The organism is Promicromonospora sp. NPDC059942 (genome assembly GCF_042731755.1).
In the GTDB taxonomy this organism is placed as follows: Bacteria; Actinomycetota; Actinomycetes; order Actinomycetales; family Cellulomonadaceae; genus Promicromonospora.
The window spans coordinates 42274-64601 of sequence record NZ_JBHWLR010000025.1; the positions used below are offsets into that span (position 1 = coordinate 42274).

Here is a 22328-nt window from a genome sequence, read left to right on the forward strand (position 1 = left end):
CGCGGACGGTGTCGCCCGGCGTGACCTGGGGGTGGACCTCGCGTGTGAGATGTGTCGCGATCGACCACAACTGAGGGTCGCCTTCCTTGCGCATCTCGAATTAGGGAACAAGGATGTTCTCAAAAGCATTGGCGTCTACGAAGGCGTGCCCACCGGGTGAGGTCTGCCCCCGGACCGACGAACGAGGAGGTGACCAGCATGAGCGCACCGGCACAGGTGTCCGCCGGCCACGCGGTGAGCCATCCGGCGAGCCACGAGACCGACGGCACCACGCGACGGCGCGTGCTCGAGCTCGTCGCCTCCCGCGGTCCGGTCACTGCGGGCGCGCTGGCCGCCGTCCTGGGCCTGACCGCCCCGGCCGTGCGCCGGCACCTCGGCCTCCTGGAGGAGGACGGCAAGATCACCGTCCACGAGGCCACGCCGTCGGGCACCCCCCGGCGCGGGCGCCCCGCGCGGCGGTACGTCGTCACGAGCGGCGGCCAGTCCGAGCTGGCGGGCGGCTACCAGGAGATCGCCCGGCAGGTGCTGCGGTTCCTCAAGGAGACCGGCGGCAGCCAGGCGGTGGCGGGCTTCGCCAAGGAGCGGTTCGACGCCGTCGCGCGCAGCTACGCACCGCACCTCACGGCGTCCGACGCCGAGGGCCGCGCCGCCCAGCTCGTCCAGCTCCTGTCGGCGGACGGCTACGCCGCCTCCGTGCGGCCGGTGCCGGCGCCGCTGACCGGCCCCACGGCCGGTGTCGTGGCGCCCGCGGTCCAGCTCTGCCAGGGGCACTGCCCGGTCCAGCACGTGGCCGAGGAGTTCCCCGAGCTGTGCGAGCAGGAGGCCCGCGCGTTCAGCGAGCTGCTGGGCTCGCACGTCCAGCGGCTGGCGACCATCGCCGGTGGCGCACATGCTTGCACGACCAACATCCCCGTGAACGTCTCCGCCCACCAGGGCGCGGGCGTCCCGAGGTCCTTCCCCGCGACGACCCCCACCGAAGGAAAGTGATGAGCGCAGAAACGCAAGCGCCAGAGCAGCGCTCCGACGATGAGATCATCGCCAGCATCGGCTCGTACGAGTACGGCTGGCACGACAGCGACGCCGCGGGCATGTCCGCGCAGCGCGGCCTGAGCGAAGAGGTTGTCCGCAACATCTCGGCTCTGAAGAACGAGCCCGAGTGGATGCTGAACCAGCGGCTCAAGGCCCTGCGCCTCTTCGGCAAGAAGCCCATGCCGAGCTGGGGCTCCGACCTGTCGGGCATCGACTTCGACAAGATCAAGTACTTCGTGCGCTCCACGGAGAAGCAGGCCACGTCCTGGGAGGAGCTGCCCGAGGACATCAAGGCCACGTACGACCGGCTCGGCATCCCCGAGGCGGAGAAGCAGCGTCTCGTCGCGGGTGTCGCTGCCCAGTACGAGTCCGAGGTCGTCTACCACCAGATCCGCGAGGACCTGGAGGAGCAGGGTGTCATCTTCGTCGACACCGACACCGGCCTGCGCGACTACCCGGAGCTGTTCCAGGAGTACTTCGGCACGGTCATCCCGTCGGGCGACAACAAGTTCGCCGCGCTGAACTCGGCCGTCTGGTCGGGCGGCTCGTTCGTCTACGTGCCGCCGGGCGTGCACGTGGAGATCCCGCTGCAGGCCTACTTCCGGATCAACACCGAGAACATGGGCCAGTTCGAGCGCACGCTGATCATCGCCGACGAGGGCAGCTACGTGCACTACGTCGAGGGCTGCACGGCGCCGATCTACACGTCGGACTCCCTGCACTCGGCCGTCGTCGAGATCGTCGTCAAGAAGAACGCCCGCGTGCGCTACACGACGATCCAGAACTGGTCGAACAACGTGTACAACCTGGTGACCAAGCGGGCCACGGCCGCCGAGGGCGCCACCATGGAGTGGGTCGACGGCAACATCGGCTCGAAGGTCACCATGAAGTACCCGGCGATCTACCTGCTGGGCGAGCACGCCCGCGGCGAGACGCTGTCCATCGCCTTCGCGGGCGAGGGCCAGCACCAGGACGCCGGCGCGAAGATGGTCCACGCGGCACCGAACACGTCGTCGTCGATCGTCAGCAAGTCCGTGGCGCGCGGCGGCGGCCGCACGTCGTACCGCGGTCTGGTGCAGGTGCTCGAGGGTGCCTCCCACTCCGCGTCCAACGTCCTCTGCGACGCGCTGCTGGTCGACCAGATCTCCCGCAGCGACACCTACCCGTACGTGGACGTCCGCGAGGACGACGTGTCCATGGGTCACGAGGCCACGGTCTCGCGGGTGAGCGAGGACCAGCTGTTCTACCTCATGTCCCGGGGTATGGAGGAGACCGAGGCCATGGCCATGATCGTGCGCGGGTTCGTCGAGCCCATCGCGCGCGAGCTGCCCATGGAGTACGCACTCGAGCTCAACCGCCTCATCGAGCTGCAGATGGAAGGGTCCGTCGGCTGACATGACTCTCACGACCGATCACTCGCGCGCTGTTGCCGACGGCGCCCACACCCACGGCGTCGGCGGCAAGCCCCAGGGCTCCCGCGCCGAGCGCCTCACCTCGTTCTCCCTGGAGGACATCCCCGTGCCCAACGGGCGCGAGGAGGAGTGGCGCTTCTCCCCGGCCGACCGCCTCCAGCCGCTGTTCCAGGCGGACCTGGGCTCCTCGGGCGTCACGGTCGAGGTGACCGCCGCCCCCGAGGTGAAGGTGGAGACCGTCGCCCGCGACGACGCCCGTCTGGGCACCGCCGGCAAGCCCGGCGACCGCACCGCCGTCACCGCGTGGAACGCCTTCGAGCAGGCCACCGTGGTGACGATCCCGGCCGAGGCCGTGGCCTCCGACGTCACCTCCGTGCGCCTGGAGGGCGTGTCCACGGACGCGACCGCGGCCCACGTGCTGGTCCGTGCCGAGCGGCACTCCGAGGCCGTCGTGGTCATCGACCACAACGGCGTCGGCTCGCTCGCCGAGACCGTCGAGATCGTGGTCGAGGACGGCGCGCACCTCACCGTCGTCAGCGTCCAGGACTGGTCCGACGGCGCCGTGCACGCCTCGTCGCACCGGGCCCGGATCGGCCGCGACGCGAAGCTCAAGCACGTCGTGGTGACGTTCGGCGGCGACGTCGTGCGCATCACGCCGGACGCCGAGTTCACCGCCGAGGGCGGCGACGTCGAGATGGTGGGCCTCTACTTCGCGGACACCGACCAGCACCAGGAGCACCGCCTCTTCGTGGACCACGCGGTGCCGGAGTGCAAGTCCCGCGTGACCTACAAGGGCGCCCTGCAGGGCGCCGGCGCGCACACCGTGTGGGTGGGCGACGTGCTGATCCGCGCGAACGCCGAGAACACCGACACCTACGAGCTCAACCGCAACCTGGTCCTCTCGGACGGCGCGCGCGCGGACTCGGTGCCGAACCTCGAGATCGAGACCGGCGAGATCGCCGGCGCCGGCCACGCCAGCGCCACCGGCCGGTTCGACGACGAGCAGCTCTTCTACCTCCAGGCCCGGGGCATCCCCGAGATCGAGGCCCGTCGTCTCGTCGTGCGCGGCTTCTTCGCCGAGCTCATCCACGAGATCGGCGTCCCGTCGGTCGAGGAGCGCCTGCTGGCCTCCATCGAGGCCGAGCTGGAGAAGTCGATGAGCGTGATCACCGGGGCACCGGCCGAGGCTCCGACCGCATGACCGCGCAGCTGGCCTGCATGACCGACGACCTGGGACCGGAGGAGGCGATGCTCGTGGAGCTCGACGGCGCCGACGGCGCCCCGGTCGCGGTCGCGGTGGCCCGCGACGCCGACGGCAACTTCCACGCCATCTCGGACGTCTGCTCGCACGGCGCCGTCTCGCTGTCCGACGGCGAGGTCGAGGGCTGCCTCGTGGAGTGCTGGCTGCACGGTTCCCAGTTCGACCTGCGGACCGGCCAGCCCGTCCAGCTCCCGGCGGTGCGCCCCGTGCCCGTCTACCCGGTGACCGTCGACGGCGAGCGCGTGCTCGTCGACATCGACGTGACCGTCCCCGTCTCCTGAACCACTGACTTCGCAACCCTGGAGTAACAGATATGCCCACCCTCGAGATCCGCGACCTGCATGTCAGCGTCGAGACCAAGGAAGGCCCCAAGCCGATCCTGCGCGGCGTCGACCTGACGATCGCCAGCGGTGAGACCCACGCGATCATGGGCCCCAACGGCTCGGGCAAGTCCACCCTGGCCTCGGCGCTCGCCGGCCACCCCAAGTACACCGTCACCTCGGGCACCGTCACGCTCGACGGCGAGAACCTGCTGGAGATGACGGTCGACCAGCGTGCCCGCGCCGGCCTCTTCCTGGCCATGCAGTACCCGGTCGAGGTCACCGGCGTCTCCGTCGCGAACTTCCTGCGGACCGCCAAGACTGCCATCGACGGCACCGCCCCCGCCCTGCGCACGTGGGGCAAGGAGGTCAAGGGCGCGATGGAGAACCTGCGCATGGACCCGGCCTTCGCCGAGCGCTCCGTGAACGAGGGCTTCTCCGGCGGCGAGAAGAAGCGCCACGAGATCCTGCAGATGGAGCTCTTCAAGCCGCGCTTCGCCATCCTCGACGAGACCGACTCCGGCCTCGACGTCGACGCGCTGCGCATCGTGTCGGAGGGCGTGAACCGCGCCAAGGCGAACACCGACATCGGGATCCTGCTGATCACGCACTACACGCGCATCCTGCGCTACATCAAGCCCGACTTCGTGCACGTCTTCGTCGACGGCAAGATCGCCGAGGAGGGCGGCTCCGAGCTGGCCGACCGCCTCGAGGAAGAGGGCTACGACAAGTACGTCGGCGCGAACGCGACGGCCACGGCCTGACCGACCGCTGAGGCACTTCGAGGGGACATGATGACCACCACCACCGTGCGACCGGGCGACCCGGCGCCGCAGGCCACGGAGAGCGGCTCGCTCTCCACCACCGAGCTGGCCGCCGTCCGGGCTGACTTCCCGCTGCTCGAGCGCACGGTGCGGGGTGGCCAACCCCTCGTGTACCTGGACTCCGCCGCCACGTCCCAGAAACCCCAGGTGGTGCTGGACACCGAGGTGGACTTCTACGAGCAGCGCAACGCCGCGGTCCACCGCGGCGCGCACCAGCTCGCCGAGGAGGCCACCGAGGCGTTCGAGCAGGCGCGCGCGGCGGTCGCCGCGTTCGTCGGGGCCGACGAGGGCGAGATCGTCTGGCAGCCGGGTGCGACCGCGGCGATCAACGTCGTGGCCTACGCCTTCTCCAACGCGACCCTGGGTCGCGGGGGAGAGGCCGCGGCGCGGTTCCGGCTCGCGCCGGGCGACGAGATCGTGGTCACCGAGGCGGAGCACCACGCCAACCTCGTCCCGTGGCAGGAGCTGGCCGCCCGGACGGGCGCCGTCCTGCGCTGGATCCCCGTGGCGGACGACGGTCGGCTCGACCTCTCGACCCTCGACGAGGTCGTCACCGAGCGCACCCGTGTGCTCGCCTTCGGGCACGTGTCGAACGTGACCGGCGCGATCGCGCCCGTGGCCACGCTCGTCGCGGCGGCCAAGCGGGTCGGCGCGCTCACCGTGCTCGACGCCTGCCAGTCCGTGCCGAACATGCCCGTGGACCTCCACGAGCTCGGCGTCGACTTCGCGGCGTTCAGCGGGCACAAGATGCTCGGCCCGACCGGCGTCGGTGCCCTGTACGGGCGGCGTGAGCTGCTGGAAGCCATGCCGCCGACCATCACCGGCGGGTCCATGGTCGAGGTCGTGACCATGGAGGCCACCACCTACGCGCCGCCGCCGCAGCGGTTCGAGGCGGGCACCCAGATGGTGGCCCAGGCCGTCGGCATGGGCTGCGCGGCGGAGTACCTCGGCGAGCTCGGCATGACGGGCGTGGCCCGGCACGAGACCGAGCTGGCCGCCGAGATGCTGAAGATCGCCGACATCCCGGGCGTCCGGGTGATCGGCCCGCTCGACACGGCCGACCGGCTCGCCGTGGTCTCGTTCGTGGTCGACGGCGTGCACGCGCACGACGTCGGACAGGTGCTGGACGACAAGGGCATCGCCGTGCGGGTGGGGCACCACTGCGCGCAGCCGCTGCACCGCCGGTTCGGCGTGGCCGCCACGGCGCGCGCCTCGGCGTCGGTCTACACGACGGTCGAAGAAGTTGTCGCCTTCCGGGAAGCGTTGGCGGGGGTCCGGGCGTTCTTCGGAGCAGAGTGATTTCTTCGGTGAGATCTAGAAAGGCAGCGTCGTGAGCACGCTCGAGCAGATGTACCAGCAGGTGATCCTGGACCACGCGAAGCACCCGGTGGGCCGTGGGCTCGTCGACGTCGCGTCGGTGGAGGGACACCTCGCGGGGGAGTCGCACCAGGTGAACCCGACGTGCGGTGACGAGGTGACCCTCCGGGTCGACGTCACGCCGGAGGGTTCCGTGGCGGGCGTCTCGTGGGAGGGGCAGGGATGCTCCATCTCGCAGGCGTCCGTGTCGGTCATGACCTCGCTCGTCGAGGGCGCGGACCTCGCCGAGGTGGCGCGGCTCGACGGCCTGTTCCACGACCTGATGTCGTCCCGCGGCAAGGGCCTGGGCGACGACGACGCCGAGGACGCCCTCGGCGACGCGACCGCCTTCACCGGCGTGTCGCAGTACCCCGCCCGGATCAAGTGCGCGCTGCTCGGCTGGGCGGCGCTCAAGGACTCGCTGGCGCGCAGCGGCGCGCTGGCCACGAGCTGAGGAGAGACCGATGACTGAGGCGAGCACCGACGTCGGGCAGGATGCCCCGGCCGCTCCGGCGGAGGGCGTGGGCCCGTCGCCCACCACCGTGGTGGACGTCGAGGAGGCCATGCGCGACGTGATCGACCCCGAGCTGGGCATCAACGTCGTGGACCTGGGCCTGATCTACGGCATCCAGGTGGACCAGAACAACCACGCGACCATCGACATGACGCTCACGTCGGCGGCCTGCCCGCTGACCGACGTCATCGAGGACCAGAGCGCCCAGGCGCTCGAGGGCCTCGTGGACGGGTTCCGCGTGAACTGGGTCTGGATGCCGCCGTGGGGTCCGGAGAAGATCACGGACGACGGCAAGGAGCAGCTCCGGATGCTGGGCTTCAACGTCTGAGGATCTTCCGGGTTTCCGGCTGATCCTCTGATCAGCGGAAACGCTGCTTGACCTGCGGTTTCGCCTCGGGTCCCACGGGACCCGAGGCGTTCCTGCGGGTCAGCCGGCGGGCACCCACTCGTTCGGCAGGAGGAAGTTCGTGCCGAAGCTGGACGAGCGGTAGCCGTCCCGCTCCGCCGTCACCGTCACCCGCGCCTGATGGCCGGCCCTGCCGCCGCCGATCCAGATGCGCCGGCTGGGCGTGTAGTTGCCCCACCTGATGGTCTCGTCCTCGGTGACGTCGACCCACGACCACGTATAGGTGACCTCGGGGTCCTCCTCGAACTCGCAGTGGGCGAACCAGCCGGAGTTCACCTCGCCAGGGCTCAGGCGTACCGAGCAGCTCGGCTTCGGCACGTTCGGCTGGGGCACGGCGCCGGTGGCGTTGGAGAGCACCGCGGTCTCGGCGTACCCCGACCGGGTGCCGGTCAGCTTGACCTGGACGGGTTTGCCCACGTCGCCGATCGCGACGGTGTAGCTGCACGAACCGAGGTTGTCCCGCTCCTCGCCGCCGATGCTCCACACGCACGTACTGCTGGCCGGCTGCGGCGCCCAGTTCTTCGGCCACGCGGTGACCTTCTGGCCCACCGCGACCTGCGCCGGGATCGACACGGTGCCCGGCCGGAACTGGGTCAGGACGGCGTCCTGCTCCTCGGCGGCCCCGTCGTCCGGCTCGTCGACCGGGGTGGTCGGGGCACTGGGCGACGCCGACGGCTTCGTCGACGACTCCTTCGTGCTCGGGCTGGGGCTGGGGCTGGGCGTGCCGGAGGGTTCCGCGGGTGCGGACTCCTCGGCCTGGAGCGTGCTGCCCGTGCTGGGCGTGTCGTCCGGGCCCAGGAAGTGCACGAGCGCCGCCGCGGCCCCACCACCGGCCAGCACCAGGCCGAGCGCGACCAGGCCGGTCAGGACCCGGCGCCGCACCCGGCTCGGCGCGGGCGCCTCCGGGGCGGCGTCCGGCGTCTGCTCCGCGCCCAGCACGGTGTCCGCGCCGGCCACGCCGGTGCCGGTCAGGCCGGTGACCTCGGGCTCGACCAGCGGCAGGGGAGCGAGCGCGGCGAGGACCGCCGCCGTCGTCGGGCGCGCGGCCGGGTCCTTGGCCAGGCACGCGGTCACCAGACCCCGCAGACCGGCCGGCACGTCCTCCAGGGCGGGCGGCTCGTGCACGATCCGGTAGGTGACCGTGGCCAGGCTGCCCGTCCCGAACGGCGGGGTCCCGGTCGCCGCGAGGTGCGCGACCGCGCCGAGCGACCACACGTCGGTCGCGGCGGTCACGGCCTCGCCACGGGCCTGCTCGGGCGACATGAACTGGGGCGTGCCCGGCTGGACGCCGGTGGTGGTCAGCGAGGTCGCGTCGGAGTCGGCGACGACGCCCAGGTCGATCAGCACCGGCCCGTCGGGGCCGAGGAGCACGTTGGTGGGCTTGACGTCGCGGTGGACGAGTCCTTGGCGGTGGATCGCGTCCAGGGCCTCGGTGAGGCCGGTGACGAGCTCGCGCACGGCGTCCTCGGGCAGGGTTCCCAGCTCGGTGATGGCCTGCGCGAGGGTGGGTCCGGGCACGTGCTCGGTGGCCAGCCAGGGTGTGGGCGCGTCGACGTCGTAGTCGACGACGGCGGCCGTGCGGTGGCTGCGCAGCCGGGTCGCGGCGGATACCTCGCGGCGGAACCGGGTGCGGAACTCGCTCTCGCCCGTGCGTTCGGGGTGGATCACCTTGATCGCGAGCAGGCGGCCGCTGCGGGTCGCGCCGAGGTAGACCACGCCCATGCCGCCCTGGCCGAGCCGGCCGCGGATCTCGTAGCCGCCGATCTCGGGCGGGTCGTCGGTGGCGGGAGGCTTGACCTCGGGCACTGGGACACGTCGGACCACGGCGGACAGCACGGAAGGAGCGTAACGGACGTACTCGGCTTCACCCGCCACGAGGGGAGTTCTACCCGCCGCTGACACCAAACCTAGAGCTCGGCAGGCCTGGGCTGGTCGGGGGCGGTCAGACTCCCGAGGAGCCGGAGTCGTTCCTCGTGCGCAGTGCCGGGTTCCGCGGTGTAGAGCGAGATGTCGTAGACGGCGCGGCCTGCCGTCGGGAGGTCGACCGACTGGTACGTGAGCTCCAGGTCGCCCACGTCGGGGTGGTGGAGCCGCTTGGTCCCGTGGTGGCTGATGCGGATGTCATGGGAGGCCCACAGGGTTCGGAACTCCGGGCTCAGGGTCGAGAGCTCGCCGACGAGGTCTCGTAGCGCCTTGTCGTAGGGTTCGCGTCCGGCCTCGGCGCGCAGGAGCGCGACGCTGCTCGCGGCCCCGTCCTCCCAGTCGACGAAGAAGTCGCGCGAGTTCGGGTCGAGCAGGTGGTAGCGCGCGAAGTTCGCGCGCCCGTGACCCGTGGTCGTCTCGCTCGCGAACATCGGGGCGTGCAGCGCTCTGGCGAGCGGGTTGGTCGCGAGCACGTCCAGGCGCCCGTTACGGACGAACGCCGCCGACATGGTGATCGAGTCGAGCATCCACTGCACGGCGGGAGCGATCGGGGCCTCACGTTTGCGGGCGGCCTGGCGGCGCGCGGGGCGCGCGGCCCGAGCGAGGTCGAACAGGTAGGTGCGCTCGTCGTCGTCGAGGCGCAGGGCGAGGGCGACGGCGTCCAGCACCTCCTCGGAGACGCCGGCGATGTGACCTTTCTCGAGGCGGGTGTACCACTCGGTACTCACCCCGGCGAGCACGGCGACCTCTTCACGGCGCAGCCCGGGCACCCGGCGACGGGAGCTGGTGGGAAGCCCGACCTGGTCGGGTGTGAGCCGGGCCCGCCTGCTGGCCAGGAAGTCCCGGATGTCCGAGCGGTTGTCCATGCCGTCCACGGTACGCACGAGCTGACCGGTGAGGGGGGTCGAGGTTGTACCCCCACAGACGCAACCTTCCCCGCTCGTGCCGACAGGGTTGAACTGGATGACGTCGCCCTCCGGCGACCGCACACGACAAGGATCTGAGGTTCATCCATGACCGAGGAAGCCCGAACGGCTCTGGTCCGGGCCCGTCCCTCCACCGACGTCCCGTCGGCGAACCGGCTGCCGCTGGTCGCCTACGTGCTCGCGCTCGGCACGTTCCTGATGCTGACGACAGAGTTCGTCGTGGCGGGCATCCTGCCTGAGATCGCCGGTGACCTGCGGATCACGCTGGCCTCGGCCGGCTCGCTCATCACGGTGTTCGCCGTCGGGATGGTGGTCGGAGCCCCCTCGATGGCGCTGCTGACCACACGGCTGTCCAGGCGTACGACGCTGCTTCTGGCCCTCGCAGTCTTCGTCCTTGGGCACGTCTTCGTCGCGCTCGCCTCCGACCTGACGCTTCTGATGGTCGCCCGGTTCGTCACGGCCCTGGCGACCGGGGCGTTCTGGGCGGTGGCCGCCGTCGTCGCAGCCCGCGAGGCAGGCCCCGCCCTGGGCTCGCGCGCGATCAGCGTCGTCGGGGCCGGTGGCTCGCTCGCCACCGTGCTCGGCGTGCCGCTCGGCGCCCTCGTCGCGCAGGCGGTGGGCTGGCGCGGGACGTTCTGGGCGCTGGCGGTCGCGGCCGCGGTGGCGAGCATGTTCATCGCCCGCCTCGTGCCTCGCGATGTACCTGCTCAGCGGGCCGAGTCCCTGCGCACCGAGCTGGCCGACCTGCGCTCGGCGCGGCTGTGGCTCGTGCTGGCCGCGTGCGTCACGACCACCGGCGGGGTGCTCGCCGCGTACTCGTTCATCGCACCGGTGCTCACCGACCAGGCGGGGGTGTCGCCCACCTTGGTGCCGCTCGTCCTGACCGTGTTCGGCGTCGGCTCGTTCGCCGGGACACTCGTCGGCGGCCGCCTGGGTGACGCCCACCCGCGCCTGGTGACCGTCATGACTCCGGCTGTGACCACCGTCATCCTGCTCGGCATCGCCTTGCTGTCCGGGTCCGCGCCCGCGCTGATCGCCCTGGTCGCACTCCTCGGACTGTTCGGGCTCAGCGCCAACGGCGTCCTGATCCACCTCGCGGTGAGCCACGCAGGTCGCGCCGCCACGATGGGCTCGGCACTCAGCGTGGCCGCCTTCAACGTCGGGACCGCCATCGGCACCGGCCTCGGCGGAGCCGCGCTCGCCTCGCCCCTCGGCCTCGACGGTCCCGCGGCAGTCGGCACCGCCGTCGTCGCGCTCACCCTCGTGCCCACGGCCGCCCTCGCGATCGGGTCCCGACGTCGACAGGGGCCGGCGAACCCTTACCCACCACGAACGGAGAACCCATCATGCGCACTGTGAACGCCTACGGCGCGGTGTCCGCGACCGCACCCCTGGAGCCGATGACGATCGAACGGCGCGACCTCGGTCCGCACGACGTCCTCATCGAGATCGACTACGCCGGGATCTGCCACTCCGACATCCACACCGTCCGCGGTGAGTGGGGCGAGATCGCCTACCCGCAGGTCGTCGGGCACGAGATCGTCGGCCACGTCGCCGCGATCGGCTCCGAGGTCACCGGACACAGGGTCGGCGACCGCGTCGGCGTCGGCTGCGAGTCCGGCTCGTGCGGCGAGTGCGAGCAGTGCGTCGACGGCGAAGAGGTGTACTGCCTGCGAGGCAACATCCAGACCTACGCCGGGGTCGATGTCGACGGCAGCATCACCCAGGGCGGCTACTCGCAGGCCACCGTCGTCCACGAGCGCTTCGTGCTCAGCATCCCCGAGTCGCTGCCGCTGGAGAAGGTCGCCCCGTTGCTGTGCGCGGGCGTCACCCTGTACTCCCCGCTCAAGCACTGGAATGCAGGCCCCGGTACGAGGGTCGCGATCATCGGCATGGGCGGACTCGGCCACGTCGGCGTCAAGCTCGCCCACGCCCTCGGCGCCGAGGTCACCGTGCTCTCGCGCACCCTCGCGAAGAAGGACGACGGCCTCGCGTTCGGGGCGGACCACTACTTCGCGACCGAGGACCCGCAGACGCTCCACGAGCACCAGGGGGAGTACGACCTGATCCTCTCGACCGTCTCCGCGGGCCTGGACTACGACCGGTACGTGGACCTCCTCGCCGTCAACGGCACCCTCGTCCTGCTCGGCGCGCCGACGGACGCCCTGAGCGTCACCCCGATGAAGCTGATCACCCACCGCCGCTCCATCGCGGGCTCCGCCAACGGCGGGATCAAGGTCACGCAGGAGATGCTCGAGTTCTGCGCCGAGCACGACATCCTGCCCGAGACGGAGCTCATCGGCGCCGACTCCATCAACGAGGCCTACCAGCGCGTCCTCGCGTCCGACGTGCGCTACCGCTTCGTCATCGACACCAAGACGTTTGCCTGAGCACACGACAACGGCGGCCTGCGACACGGCGCCGGTGCCCCGGTCGAGGAGCTTCGGCGTGGTCGTTCCACGGTCTGGAATCGGAAGGGAAACCAGGGGTGGTGAAAAAGGCCTGATACGGCCTATATGTCGCTATCGTCTCTGTCGTCTGGGAAATCTCGCCCTGGCCCTTGGCGGAAGAGGACGATGACGGATCCGAATGTGACTGTGGCTGCGCGCGGCTCGGGCTCGGTGCTGGACGGCTCGGCCTCCGGCGGGTACCGGATGCGCCTGTACGACCCCGAGACGGTCCCGGTGCTGGGCGACGTGCTCTCGGCGCGCGACATCGACGCCGCGTGGTCCGGCCTGCGGCAGGAGTGGGGCGAGGCCCTCCCGGTCGATCTCGGGTCCGGTGCGCGAGCCTGGCTGGTGAGCGGGTACCAGACCATCGTCATGCTCGCCCGGGACTCCAGCATGGTGACGACCGACACCGGCGTCTGGAACGGGGAGCCGGGGTCGCTGCCCGCCCCGCTGCGGTCGTTGTTCCGGCCCCGGGTCGGGCAGCGGGTGGAGACGGCGTCCGGGCCGGTGCACGCCCGGCTGCGCGGACCGCTGGACGAGATGCTGGAGGCCGTCGACGCCGCCGAGGTCGGCCGCGTCACCCGGGCGGCGTGCGACCAGGTGCTCGACGAGCTCGGTCGCGAGTACGGGGCCGACCGGGAGGTCGACCTGATGCGCCAGTACGTGCTCCCGGTGACCCGTCTCGCGTTCGGCACCGTCCTGGGGCTGGACCCCGCGACCGGCCGCCAGGTGTTCGAGATCGCCGACGCCCTCGCGGCAGGGGAGGGCGATGCCGCGAGCGTCGACGAGCTGAGCTTCGTGCTCGGCGGGCAGGTCATGGGACGCGACGCCAACGGCGGCCCGACGCCGTCCGGCCTGCTCGCGCAGCACGCCGCCTACGAGGGCACCGACGAGGCGGTGGCCGGGATGCTGTCGGTGGCTACCGGGGCGAGCCTGGGCATGCAGGCGTGGCTGGGGCAGGCGCTGCTGCTCGCCCTGAGCGACCAGCAGTTCGCCCGGCGGCTGGCCGGCGGGCGGCTCGGGACCGACGAGGCGCTGGACGAGGTCCTGTGGGACGCGTCGCCGGTGACCGTCATGGCGCCCCGGTTCGCCGTCAAGGAGGGGCACCTGTTCGGGGACGGCGCCTACGTCGAGCCCGGGGACGCCGTCCTCCTGGCCGTCGGGGCGGCGGCCTCGGACCCCAGCATCCGCGGCGACGGCACCTGGGACGGGCTCGGCAACCGGGCCCACCTGGCCTGGGGTGCGGGCGCCCACCGGTGCCCCGCGCCCCGCCAGGCCCGGCTGATCGTCCGCACCGCGGTCGAGACGCTCCTGCGCCAGGTCGAACCCGTGCTCACGACCGGCGCCGAGCAGATCCGCTGGGCACCCGACTTCCGCTTCCGCCGCCCCGCGTCGCTGCCGGTCACGCTCCGCCCCACCGGCCTGGCCGGCTGACCCGAGCACGTCCACACCCGAGCACGTCCCGACGAGCATATCTACATACATCCCCGGAGGACCAGTGAGTCGCACTTCCCGCACGACCCGCGTGCTGAACACCGTGCTAGCCCCTGTGATCAAGGGCTACCAGGACCCGGACGCGTCCTGGGCCAAGGCGGTCGCGCAGGTCGAGAAGGAAGCCGGGACCGCCGACCCCCGGTTCGCCGCCGAGCTCGCGGTGGTCGTGCGGGCGGCGGCCGAGATGCCCCGGCTGTCGCCGCTGGGCTGGTACCTCATCACCGCCGACGTCAAGGCCCGGTACGTCAACCGGCTGCGGATCGACCGCATGCTGGCCGAGCGCCCGCGGATCGCAGAGGAGGAGATCGCCGCACCGGTGATCGTGTGCGGGCTGCCGCGCACCGCCACGACCCTGGCCCACCGGGTCCTGTCGGCCTCGCCCGACCACCGCGCCCCGCTGCTGTGGGAGATGCAGACCACCGGCCTGGACGACCCGCAGTCCGCCCGGAAGCTGATCAAGCAGCTCCAGCAGGGCGCGGCCATGATGGAGAAGTTCGCGCCCGACATCCCGCACATCCACCCGATCAACATCGACAAGCCCGAGGAGTCGATGTTCATCCTGCCCCACGGCAGTCACTGGCCGATCCTGCACGGCCTCATGCCCTCCTACTCCGCCTGGGCGGCCGGGCGGGACGTGACCGCCGACTACGAGTACCTCAAGCGGGCGCTGCAGGTGCTGCAGCACGGGCGCGAGCCCAAGCGGTGGGTGCTGAAGTACCCGGCGCACCTGGAGGACATGGACGTCATCCGGAAGGTGTTCCCGGACGCGACGTTCGTGTGGACCCACCGTGACCCGGTCACGGTCATCGGCTCGTTCTGCAGTCTCGTGGAGACGTTCTGGGGCATGTACCAGCACGACACCGATCGCAAGGAGATCGGGAGGTTCGCCCTGGACCACCTGTTCACGCAGGTCGAGCGGGGCCTGGAGCTGCGGCGGAGCCTGCCGCCGGCCTCCATCGTGGACGTGCCGTACCACAAGCTGTCCGCCGACCCGTTCACCGAGGTGCCCCGGCTGTACGCCGCGATCGGGGCCACCTGGACCACCCGCGACCAGGAGAACCTGGCCGACGTGATCGCCAAGCCCAAGGGCACCCCCTCGCACCAGTACGACCTGTCCCACTACCTCGACCCGGCCGAGGTCGAGCAGACGTTCGCGCCGTACAACCGGCTGCTGGACCGCCTCGACATGCGCGACGCCGAGGCGGCCGTCGAGCTCTGACCGCCGATCGTCGTCAGGCGTGCGCCGCTCGCTAGCATCGGCGCATGCCTGACGACGCCGCGACCGTCCCGTCCGCCTGGGGCGAGCTCGCCCGCGCCACGACCACGCTGACGGACGGCGAGATCCTGGTCCACGACTGGTACGCCGCGGACACCGCCGCCGACGGCGGCCCCGAGCTCATGCTCCGTGCGACCGATCCCGTCGAGGCCGCCGCGTTGCTGCCCCGTCTCGCGGCGTTCTTCGCCGACCCGGCGGGCTGGCACCGGCGGGCCACCGACGCGGTCGTGGCGGAGCTCAGCGAACGCACCCCGACGGCGGAGGAGCTCGCCGACGCCGCGCGCGACCTCGTGCTGCAGACGGTCGAGGTGCACGCGGACGGTGAGGTGGTGCTGCACCTCGACGACTCCTGCGGGGAGCACCTGCTGGACGGCTACTGGCCGGCGGTGCGGTTCGACATGAGCGGCGCGGCCGTGGAGGTTACCGTCGAGGCGTGACGGCGGTCGATGAGTTCGGCCGGCGTCCCTCGTCAGCCAGGGAACGACCGACCGAGGGAACGGACGACGCGATGACCGAGCTGACGACGGACCACGCCCGCCGGGCGATCGTCGAGCACACCGGGCGCCTGGCGGAGGCGGCCGCCGCGGCCGGGCCGGACGCTCCCGTACCGACCGCCCCGGACTGGACCGTCGCGGACCTGGTCACGCACGTGGGCCAGACCCAGCACTGGACCGCGCAGATCATCGAGCGGCGGATCACCGACCCCGCTGACCTGCCCACGGACGTGCCCGACCTCCCCGCCGACCCCGGTCGGTGGACCGAGTGGCTGGCGGAGTCCTCGGTGCGGGTCGCGTCCGCGTTCTCCGACGACGCGCTCGACGCGCAGGTCTTCAACGCCGCGGGGGACGAGCGGTCCGGGGTGCGGTTCTGGCTGATCAACGAGCTCAACGAGTCGGTCGTGCACGCGTTCGACGGCACCGGCGCGACCGGTGGGCCGCCGCGGGTCGACATCGACGCCGCCGTGGCGGCCGAGCTCGTCGGCCACCACCTCGCGATGCTCACCTCGCCCACGTGGGCGGCGCTGCGGCCCGAGTCCGCCCACGCGATCCGGGGCACCGGGCAGGTCCTTCAGCTGCGGGCCACCGACACCGCGGACGGCGACGGCGCGTGGTTCGTCGAGCGGCGGCCGGAAGGCGCGACCTGGCAGCCCGGGAGCCGGCCGGCCGACGTGACGGTGACGGGAACCGCGGGGGCGCTGCTGCTGATGCTGACCCGGCGGATCCCGCTGGGCGCCGGTGACGGCGTCGGCGTCGGCGTCGAGGGGGACGACGGGCTCGTGCGGCACTGGCTGGACAACACGGCGCACGTCGCGGACTGACCTGCGCTCCGCGGCGGCCGGGATCTGATCAGGGCGGCGTGATCACGCGGGATCGGCAAGGCGCCTGGCCGCGGCGACGACGCTCGCCCGGCGTCGCGCCGTGTCCTCGGGGTCCTCGGCCGTCGTGCCGGTCACCATGCGCGCCACCTGGGGCAGCACCGTCCAGTACGCGGCGATCGCGAGGACGATGAAGTGGAGCACCTCCGGTGCGAGCGTCGACGTCACACGCCCGGCGGCCTGACCTTCCTCGATGACGGCTGATCTGCTCTGATACGTGCTGCGTCGCTGCGCCTCGTCGGGAACCTCGCCGGAGAACGACAGGGCCTCCCACATGAGCAGACGGACGAACTCGGGGCGCTCGCGGCTGTAGTCGTAGAGCCGCCCGGCGAACTCGCCGAGGGCGTCGGCGTCCGTCGCGTCGAGCGGCACCGCGTCCGCCGTCGTGGCGAACTGCTCGCTCAGCACCACGGCGAACAGCTCGGGCTTGCCACCGTAGTAGTTGTAGACGCGCTCCTTGTTGACGCCGGCACGCCGGGCGATCCGTTCGATGGTCGTGCCGTCGGGCCCGTGCGCGACGAACTCCGCGGTCGCGGCCTCGATGATCTTGCGTTTTGTGCCCTCGACGTCCCTGACCACGGGCGAATCCTCACTGTCGACCAACGGAAGCGTTGCCTGCTGAGGTCAACGGTACTCCCCGGGAACAACGCCAACGTTGGCGTTGTTAACGTGGTCATGTCAGCACCAACCGAGGTCCGCCGGCGCCAGGGAGTGACCGGGGGCCTGGCCTTTCTCCTTGCCCTCGCCGGGGGTGCGGCGGTCGGCAACCTCTACTGGTCGCAGCCCATCCTCGACACCATCGCCGATGAGTTCGGCACCACGGCGAGCGCGGCGAGCGTGCTCATCACCGTGACACAGGTCGGGTACGCCGTCGGTGTGTTCTTTCTCGTCCCGCTCGGCGACATCGTCGACCGCAAGGTCATGATCCCGGCGTTCCTGCTGCTCTCCGGCGGCATGCTCGGCGTCAGCGCCGTTGCCCCGAGCTTCCCGGTGCTGCTCGTGGCCCTCGCCCTCGTCGGCGCGAGCACCGTGTCCGGGCAGCTTCTCGCCCCGCTCGCGGGTGACCTCGCGACGGACGAGCAGCGCGGCCGGGTGATCGGCACCGTCGTGTCCGGCGTGCTGCTCGGGATCCTGATCGCCCGGGCCGTCAGCGGCGTCGTGACCGATCTCGTCGGCTGGCGCGCCCTGTACGGGATCGTCGCCGTCGTGATGCTCGTGCTGGCGTCGGTGATGTACCGGCTGCTGCCGCGGCTCGAGCCGCGCGCCCGCATCGGCTACGGCTCACTCCTGGCCTCCGTGCTCCGTACCTGGGTGACGAGCGCGGCCGCCCGCTGGCTCGGCCTCATGGGCGCCGCGGCGATGGCCACCTTCACGCTGTACTGGACCGGGCTGACGCTGCTGCTCTCGGGCGAGCCGTTCAACTTCTCGGCGACCCGGATCGGCCTGCTCAGCCTCGTCGGCATCCTGGGCGCGCTCGCGGCACAGCAGGTCGGCCGCCTGTACGACCGCGGCCTGGCGACGCCCGCCATCGGCGTCGGCCTCGTCGTGTCGCTCGCGTCGTTCGTGGTCTCAGGCGTCGCGCCGGGCTCGATCGTCGCCGTCGTCGTCTCGATCGCGCTGTACTCCATCGGTGTGCAGGCGGCGCAGGTCCTGCTCCAGACCCGCATGATGTCGCTCGACCCGTCCGGGCGCAGCCGCCTCAACACCGTGTTCGTCGTCGGCAACTTCATCGGCGGCACCATCGGTTCCGCGCTCGCCGGCCTGCTGTGGGGCCTCGGCGGCTGGCCGGTGATCATGACCGCCGCCGGCGTCCTGCTGCTGCTCGCGCTGCTGATCTGGGCCGTGCAACGCGGGCGCGCCCTCGCCGCATGACCTCGAACCTCCAGATCCCCACCACCACCGAACCGCACAACCACCGAACCCTCAGGGAGACCCAGATGACCACCGGAACCACCGTCCCAGGCCCGACCGACCAGCCGAGCGACTCGCTCGTCCGCACCGTGGTGAACGCGTACTTCGACGCGCGGCTCGCCGGGGCCACGCCCGAGGAGCTCGCCGAACGCTTCCACGAGAACGTCGACTGGTTCATCCAGGGCGACGCCGAGAACGTGCCCTGGATCGGCCGCAAGGTCGGCCGGGCCGGGGTCGCCGAGCACTTCGCCCAGCTCGGCGAGAACGTCCGGCCCGAGGCGTTCGAGGTCGACACGATCATGGCGGACGGGAACCGTGCCGCGGTGCTGGGCACCTTCCGTGCCCGGGTGATCGCCACCGGTCGCCTCATGGACAGCGAGTACGTCTTCGACATCTCCGTCGACGACGCCGGGCTGATCACGCGCTACCACATGCTCGAGGACAGCTGGGCGGTCTCGGCGGCTGCCCGCCCCTAGTCCGGGGCACTCAGCTGTTGCGCCCGGCGCAGCACGTCGAGCTGGGCCGAGCTGTACAGCGCCTGCAGGGCCTGGTCCACGGCGTTCCGCGCGGCCTCGGCCTGGCGCGGCGTCGTGGCCCGGGGCTCCATGGTCACCGACCGGTTGGCGCCGACGAACGGGGCCATCCGCTCGGCGAGCGCCTGCCGGGTGGCCTCGTCCGCGTCCGGGGGCAGGTCGCGGAAGGCCTCGTCGACCGCCTCGTGGGGGTTGGCCCGCAGGAGCTCGCTCAGTGCGTCCATCGACTCCGCGGTGAAGAGCTGGGCGTAGACCGTCAGGAGCGCGCGGTCGTTGTCGCGCAGGCGCCCCGCGACGCCGTGGAACGCGGTGGGGACGTCGGGCGTCGCGCCCGGCTGGGCCAGCGTGGCCAGCTCCTGCCGGATGCCCTGGATCCGTTCGACGGTCGCCGCGAGCTCGACGTCGATCTCCTGGAACACCGAGGACTGACCGTCGCCCGCCGTCCCCAGGTCCGCGACCTGCGCCAGCGACAGGCCGAGGCCGGTCAGCCGCTTGATCTGCAGGAGCCGGGTCAGGTGGCGCACCTCGTAGCGCTTGTTGTACCCGTTGGGCTCGCGCTCGGGCTCCTCCAGCAGGCCGACCTCGTGGTAGTACCGCACGGTCTTCACCGTCGTGCCCGACAGCTCGGCGACCTCGCGCGTGCTCCAGCTCATCGCGTGCTCCAGCTCATCGTGCTCGGCGCTCCCGGAACCAGACCAGGACGACCATGGCCACGTTGACACCGGCGAGGATCAGCAGGGACGGGTCGCCGGTGTCCGTGGAGCGGTCGATGGTGTAGCCCTCGCCGTCCGCCATCAGGGTGTTGACGCTGGAGAAGAGGACGTTGTTGGCGACGTGGAACGCGGCGGGCGCCTCGATGCCGCGGCTGATGATCGCCATCAGGCCCGTGGCGACGCCGATGAACGTGTAGTAGCCGAACAGCCAGGGGTCGCTGGAGCCGTGGACCACGGCGAAGGCCAGGCTGGAGACCACGAGCCCGACGGCGAGCGCCGGGCGCACCGCGCGCACCCAGGACGCGGCCGCGGGCAGGACGGCGCTGCGGTACATCAGCTCCTCGCCCACGGACTGGAGCGGGGTGCTCACGAGCGTGATCACGAGCATCAGGATCGTCGTCCCGGAGACGCCGAACGCGACCCAGCCCGGGGACTCGGGCGCGACCAGCGCGACGACGCCGATCCCGGCCCCGACCAGCACGGCGGCGGCGAGCAGGTACTGCGCCAGACGCCGGCCGTCGAACGCCCGGGGGAAGCTGATGAGGCTGCGCCACGACACCCGGGCCAGTCGCGCCAGCAGCAGGACCGCCAGGACGCCCGACAGCGCCACGCTCAGGTTGATCGCCAGGAGCTTCAGCGGCGTGAAGGTGGCCGACATCGGGTCGTCGCTGCCCTCGATGACGCCGACCACCTGGTAGAAGACGACCTGGAGCACGACCATCCCCAGCGCCGGCACGACGAGGACGACGAGCGGCTTCCACCAGCTCATCCGCAGGTGGGCGCCGAACGGCCGCGAAGCGTCGACGCCGGGTTCTGTGGTGCGCACGATGATCGAACTTTCTCTCGGAGGCGGGCCGATGTGGTCCACCTCCGAGTGGACACTGTGCCCGAGGGGCAGAGGCAAGCGAGTGGTCACGGCTCGGACGCGTCGCAGGCGTCCGACGGCAGCTCGTCCGTCGAGGGTTCGGGTGTGGCCGACGGCGTCGGGTAGGCCCGCGAGCACTCGCGCGGGTCCGGGCTCGGCTCCTGCGCCGGCGGCTGGGTCGGCCCGGTCCGCTCGGGCGCCGGGGACGCGGGCGGCGTCGCCCCGGGAACCGTCTCGCCGGGCCCGGACCAGAGCGCGGCCGCGCCCACGCCCGCGCCGCACAGCAGTGCGACGGTCGCCGCCAGCGCCCAGGCGGCCGCCCGACGGCGGGGACGCGCGGGCCGCTGCCCGGGCGTCAGGATCTCCACCCGGGGCTCGGCGTCCTCGTCCAGGGGGAGCGGGTCCGCGCCCGCCCGGCCGTGACCGGACGTCACGGCGTGGACGCGGGCCAGGTCCAGCTCGTCGTCGACCTGGTCCAGCGCCCGGCGGGCCCGTGCCAGGGGGTCGCCCTGCGCTCTCTTCAGCGCTCTCATGTCAGTCCTCCTGGCCTTCGGTCACGGTGCGGTACGCGGCGCGCAGCCGCCGTCTGGCCCGGTACAGGCGGGTCGCCGCCGTCGTCGCGGAGCAGCCGAGCACGCGGGCCAGCTCCCCGGTGCTGAGCTCGGCGGCCGCCAGCAGCTCGACCACCTCACGGTCGGCCGGGCGCAGGAGCGCCAGGGCGCGGTGCAGCAGGTCGAGCTCGTCGACCAGCCGCGCGTCGTCCTGCCCGGGCGGCGCGGGATGCCGCATCGCCCGGTCCGCGAGGGCGGCCCGCCGTCGGTCGGCGCGGACCTGGTTGGCCAGCACCCGCCGGGCGATCGCGAGCAGCCAGGTGCGCGGCTCGTCGGGCACCTCGCCCTTGCGCCAGGCGATGAGGAACACCTCGGCCACGACGTCCTCTGCCTCGGCGGCGCTCAGCCGCGTGCGCGCGTAACGGTGCACGGCGCGGGCGTGCTCGTCGACCAGTGCCTCGGTCTGCTCCGGTGTCAGCGTGCCCCGTGCGAGGTCGCGCGGCTCGGCGTGAGTGGACAGTGTGGTCTCCAGTGGCGGGTGCGATGGCGGGCGCGGGTCTGCACAAGGGTCGGTGTCCGGCAACGCCCCCGTCGTCACAGTCTGCCGGTGTGGACCACGCCACACCCCGGGACGGTGACGGGAGGCGCCCCGGCGCACACTGACCGCTGCGTGACTCTCAACCCGAAAACTCACGTCCCACCGACCACCGCCCCGGCCCCGCGCCGTCGTGGCACCTGGAGCTCGGCCGTCCGCGGCGTCACCGCCGCGGGCGGGGCGCTCGCCGTCGCGCTGCTGGCCACGGCCTGCACGCAGGCCAGCGCCGCCGTCCTGGAGGAGCCGTCGGCCGTGCCGTCGGTCGCCACCGGCACCGCGTCGCAGCCCGCGGAGGACGCCGCGCCGCGGCCCGCCGAGGACGGCGCCCCGGCGCCCGCCGAGGCCGCACCGGAACCCTCGGACGAGGGGGAGCCGTCGCCGGTCCCGGCCGCTTCGAGCGAGTCCGAGCCCTCCGACCAGCGCGCGCCGTCGCCCGCCCCGGCGGCTCCGAGCGAGACCGGACCCACCGATCAGCGTGACCCGCGGCCCGTCCCGTCGGTCCCGGGCGAGCCCGCGCAGGGCCTCGTCGTCACCGGCTGAGCCCGACCCCGACGACCCGCAGGCGGACGGGCGGGGGTGGTGGGTGCGGAGAAC

At 72.1% G+C, this 22328-nt stretch carries 24 protein-coding genes; 17 read left to right on the top strand and 7 right to left on the bottom strand.

Features of this window, described 5'->3' with window-relative positions:
- The first annotated feature begins 198 nt into the window (after window positions 1–198).
- Genes ACFV9Q_RS26185 through ACFV9Q_RS26220 form a run of 8 tightly spaced genes read left to right on the top strand, consistent with a single transcriptional unit; the run spans window position 199 to window position 7044 of the window.
- On the top strand, window positions 199–987 hold the full coding sequence (locus ACFV9Q_RS26185; RefSeq protein WP_377236852.1) for a helix-turn-helix transcriptional regulator: 789 nt from the start codon (window positions 199–201) through the stop codon (window positions 985–987).
- Complete coding sequence (gene sufB / locus ACFV9Q_RS26190; protein WP_377229728.1) at window positions 987–2423, top strand: Fe-S cluster assembly protein SufB; 1437 nt, start codon at window positions 987–989, stop codon at window positions 2421–2423. The genes ACFV9Q_RS26185 and sufB overlap by 1 nt, the downstream gene beginning before the upstream one ends.
- Before the next feature lies 1 nt (window position 2424).
- A complete protein-coding gene (gene sufD, locus ACFV9Q_RS26195) occupies window positions 2425–3642 on the top strand; it encodes a Fe-S cluster assembly protein SufD (protein ID WP_377236853.1) in 1218 nt (405 codons plus the stop codon).
- Window positions 3639–3983 carry a non-heme iron oxygenase ferredoxin subunit gene (locus ACFV9Q_RS26200; protein ID WP_377229730.1) on the top strand — a complete coding sequence of 115 codons (345 nt, stop codon included), beginning with the start codon at window positions 3639–3641 and terminating at the stop codon, window positions 3981–3983. Before sufD ends, ACFV9Q_RS26200 begins: the two co-directional genes overlap by 4 nt.
- A 32-nt stretch (window positions 3984–4015) precedes the next feature.
- Window positions 4016–4786 (top strand): Fe-S cluster assembly ATPase SufC, encoded by a 771-nt coding sequence (gene sufC / locus ACFV9Q_RS26205; RefSeq protein WP_377229731.1) that lies wholly within the window; start codon window positions 4016–4018, stop codon window positions 4784–4786.
- Window positions 4787–4816: 30 nt separating this feature from the next.
- Window positions 4817–6145: a cysteine desulfurase gene (locus tag ACFV9Q_RS26210; RefSeq protein WP_377236854.1), complete on the top strand. Its 1329-nt coding sequence runs from the start codon at window positions 4817–4819 to the stop codon at window positions 6143–6145.
- A gap of 31 nt (window positions 6146–6176) precedes the next feature.
- Window positions 6177–6656, top strand: coding sequence for a Fe-S cluster assembly sulfur transfer protein SufU (gene sufU / locus ACFV9Q_RS26215; RefSeq protein WP_377236855.1), 480 nt, complete (start codon window positions 6177–6179; stop codon window positions 6654–6656).
- A gap of 10 nt (window positions 6657–6666) precedes the next feature.
- Window positions 6667–7044 carry a metal-sulfur cluster assembly factor gene (locus tag ACFV9Q_RS26220; protein ID WP_020012947.1) on the top strand — a complete coding sequence of 126 codons (378 nt, stop codon included), beginning with the start codon at window positions 6667–6669 and terminating at the stop codon, window positions 7042–7044.
- 99 nt (window positions 7045–7143) lie between these two features.
- Here ACFV9Q_RS26220 and ACFV9Q_RS26225 read toward each other — a convergent pair whose 3' ends face one another.
- Window positions 7144–8958, bottom strand: a complete 1815-nt coding sequence (locus ACFV9Q_RS26225) for a serine/threonine-protein kinase (protein WP_377236856.1) — start codon at window positions 8956–8958, stop codon at window positions 7144–7146.
- A 71-nt stretch (window positions 8959–9029) separates the two neighbouring features.
- Window positions 9030–9911 carry a helix-turn-helix transcriptional regulator gene (locus ACFV9Q_RS26230; protein ID WP_377236857.1) on the bottom strand — a complete coding sequence of 294 codons (882 nt, stop codon included), beginning with the start codon at window positions 9909–9911 and terminating at the stop codon, window positions 9030–9032.
- 147 nt (window positions 9912–10058) lie between these two features.
- On the opposite strand from ACFV9Q_RS26230, the gene ACFV9Q_RS26235 reads away from it, so the two are divergent.
- From ACFV9Q_RS26235 to ACFV9Q_RS26260, 6 genes are all read left to right on the top strand, one after another.
- Window positions 10059–11330, top strand: a complete 1272-nt coding sequence (locus tag ACFV9Q_RS26235; protein ID WP_377236858.1) for an MFS transporter — start codon at window positions 10059–10061, stop codon at window positions 11328–11330.
- Window positions 11318–12361, top strand: a complete 1044-nt coding sequence (locus ACFV9Q_RS26240) for an NAD(P)-dependent alcohol dehydrogenase (protein ID WP_377236859.1) — start codon at window positions 11318–11320, stop codon at window positions 12359–12361. Before ACFV9Q_RS26235 ends, ACFV9Q_RS26240 begins: the two co-directional genes overlap by 13 nt.
- Before the next feature lie 201 nt (window positions 12362–12562).
- A complete protein-coding gene (locus tag ACFV9Q_RS26245; RefSeq protein ID WP_377236860.1) occupies window positions 12563–13855 on the top strand; it encodes a hypothetical protein in 1293 nt (430 codons plus the stop codon).
- A gap of 64 nt (window positions 13856–13919) precedes the next feature.
- On the top strand, window positions 13920–15134 hold the full coding sequence (locus tag ACFV9Q_RS26250) for a sulfotransferase family protein (RefSeq protein ID WP_377236861.1): 1215 nt from the start codon (window positions 13920–13922) through the stop codon (window positions 15132–15134).
- Between the two features lie 44 nt (window positions 15135–15178).
- On the top strand, window positions 15179–15628 hold the full coding sequence (locus ACFV9Q_RS26255) for a hypothetical protein (RefSeq protein WP_377236862.1): 450 nt from the start codon (window positions 15179–15181) through the stop codon (window positions 15626–15628).
- Between the two features lie 71 nt (window positions 15629–15699).
- On the top strand, window positions 15700–16509 hold the full coding sequence (locus tag ACFV9Q_RS26260; RefSeq protein WP_377236863.1) for a maleylpyruvate isomerase family mycothiol-dependent enzyme: 810 nt from the start codon (window positions 15700–15702) through the stop codon (window positions 16507–16509).
- 42 nt (window positions 16510–16551) lie between these two features.
- On the opposite strand, the gene ACFV9Q_RS26265 is transcribed toward ACFV9Q_RS26260, so the two are convergent.
- Window positions 16552–17145 (bottom strand): TetR family transcriptional regulator, encoded by a 594-nt coding sequence (locus ACFV9Q_RS26265; protein ID WP_377236864.1) that lies wholly within the window; start codon window positions 17143–17145, stop codon window positions 16552–16554.
- Window positions 17146–17241: 96 nt separating this feature from the next.
- Between ACFV9Q_RS26265 and ACFV9Q_RS26270 the strand changes: the two genes are divergently transcribed.
- On the top strand, window positions 17242–18438 hold the full coding sequence (locus ACFV9Q_RS26270) for an MFS transporter (RefSeq protein WP_377236865.1): 1197 nt from the start codon (window positions 17242–17244) through the stop codon (window positions 18436–18438).
- A 65-nt stretch (window positions 18439–18503) separates the two neighbouring features.
- A complete protein-coding gene (locus tag ACFV9Q_RS26275; protein ID WP_377236866.1) occupies window positions 18504–18953 on the top strand; it encodes a nuclear transport factor 2 family protein in 450 nt (149 codons plus the stop codon).
- Here ACFV9Q_RS26275 and ACFV9Q_RS26280 read toward each other — a convergent pair.
- From ACFV9Q_RS26280 to ACFV9Q_RS26295, 4 genes are all read right to left on the bottom strand, one after another.
- A complete protein-coding gene (locus tag ACFV9Q_RS26280) occupies window positions 18950–19663 on the bottom strand; it encodes a MerR family transcriptional regulator (protein ID WP_377236867.1) in 714 nt (237 codons plus the stop codon). The two genes, ACFV9Q_RS26275 and ACFV9Q_RS26280, sit on opposite strands and share 4 nt — an antisense overlap.
- Window positions 19664–19676: 13 nt before the next feature.
- Window positions 19677–20549: a CPBP family intramembrane glutamic endopeptidase gene (locus tag ACFV9Q_RS26285; RefSeq protein WP_377236868.1), complete on the bottom strand. Its 873-nt coding sequence runs from the start codon at window positions 20547–20549 to the stop codon at window positions 19677–19679.
- 86 nt (window positions 20550–20635) lie between these two features.
- Complete coding sequence (locus tag ACFV9Q_RS26290; protein WP_377236869.1) at window positions 20636–21121, bottom strand: hypothetical protein; 486 nt, start codon at window positions 21119–21121, stop codon at window positions 20636–20638.
- Window position 21122: 1 nt separating this feature from the next.
- Window positions 21123–21833 (bottom strand): RNA polymerase sigma factor, encoded by a 711-nt coding sequence (locus tag ACFV9Q_RS26295; protein WP_377236870.1) that lies wholly within the window; start codon window positions 21831–21833, stop codon window positions 21123–21125.
- Here ACFV9Q_RS26295 and ACFV9Q_RS26300 point away from each other — a divergent pair.
- Complete coding sequence (locus ACFV9Q_RS26300) at window positions 21810–22274, top strand: hypothetical protein (RefSeq protein ID WP_377236871.1); 465 nt, start codon at window positions 21810–21812, stop codon at window positions 22272–22274. The genes ACFV9Q_RS26295 and ACFV9Q_RS26300 overlap by 24 nt on opposite strands.
- The last annotated feature ends 54 nt before the right edge of the window (window positions 22275–22328 follow it).

Bases quoted from the DNA above. Each gene is read 5' to 3' on its own strand.
- ACFV9Q_RS26240 (WP_377236859.1), top strand. From the start codon at position 11,318: ATGCGCACTGTGAACGCCTACGGCGCGGTGTCCGCGACCGCACCCCTG.
- ACFV9Q_RS26210 (WP_377236854.1), top strand. From the start codon at position 4,817: ATGACCACCACCACCGTGCGACCGGGCGACCCGGCGCCGCAGGCCACG.
- sufC (WP_377229731.1), top strand. From the start codon at position 4,016: ATGCCCACCCTCGAGATCCGCGACCTGCATGTCAGCGTCGAGACCAAG.
- ACFV9Q_RS26280 (WP_377236867.1), bottom strand. From the start codon at position 19,663: ATGAGCTGGAGCACGCGCGAGGTCGCCGAGCTGTCGGGCACGACGGTG.
- ACFV9Q_RS26200 (WP_377229730.1), top strand. From the start codon at position 3,639: ATGACCGCGCAGCTGGCCTGCATGACCGACGACCTGGGACCGGAGGAG.
- ACFV9Q_RS26255 (WP_377236862.1), top strand. From the start codon at position 15,179: ATGCCTGACGACGCCGCGACCGTCCCGTCCGCCTGGGGCGAGCTCGCC.
- ACFV9Q_RS26230 (WP_377236857.1), bottom strand. From the start codon at position 9,911: ATGGACAACCGCTCGGACATCCGGGACTTCCTGGCCAGCAGGCGGGCC.
- ACFV9Q_RS26290 (WP_377236869.1), bottom strand. From the start codon at position 21,121: ATGAGAGCGCTGAAGAGAGCGCAGGGCGACCCCCTGGCACGGGCCCGC.
- ACFV9Q_RS26220 (WP_020012947.1), top strand. From the start codon at position 6,667: ATGACTGAGGCGAGCACCGACGTCGGGCAGGATGCCCCGGCCGCTCCG.
- ACFV9Q_RS26260 (WP_377236863.1), top strand. From the start codon at position 15,700: ATGACCGAGCTGACGACGGACCACGCCCGCCGGGCGATCGTCGAGCAC.
- sufD (WP_377236853.1), top strand. From the start codon at position 2,425: ATGACTCTCACGACCGATCACTCGCGCGCTGTTGCCGACGGCGCCCAC.
- ACFV9Q_RS26235 (WP_377236858.1), top strand. From the start codon at position 10,059: ATGACCGAGGAAGCCCGAACGGCTCTGGTCCGGGCCCGTCCCTCCACC.
- sufB (WP_377229728.1), top strand. From the start codon at position 987: ATGAGCGCAGAAACGCAAGCGCCAGAGCAGCGCTCCGACGATGAGATC.
- ACFV9Q_RS26275 (WP_377236866.1), top strand. From the start codon at position 18,504: ATGACCACCGGAACCACCGTCCCAGGCCCGACCGACCAGCCGAGCGAC.
- ACFV9Q_RS26270 (WP_377236865.1), top strand. From the start codon at position 17,242: ATGTCAGCACCAACCGAGGTCCGCCGGCGCCAGGGAGTGACCGGGGGC.
- ACFV9Q_RS26185 (WP_377236852.1), top strand. From the start codon at position 199: ATGAGCGCACCGGCACAGGTGTCCGCCGGCCACGCGGTGAGCCATCCG.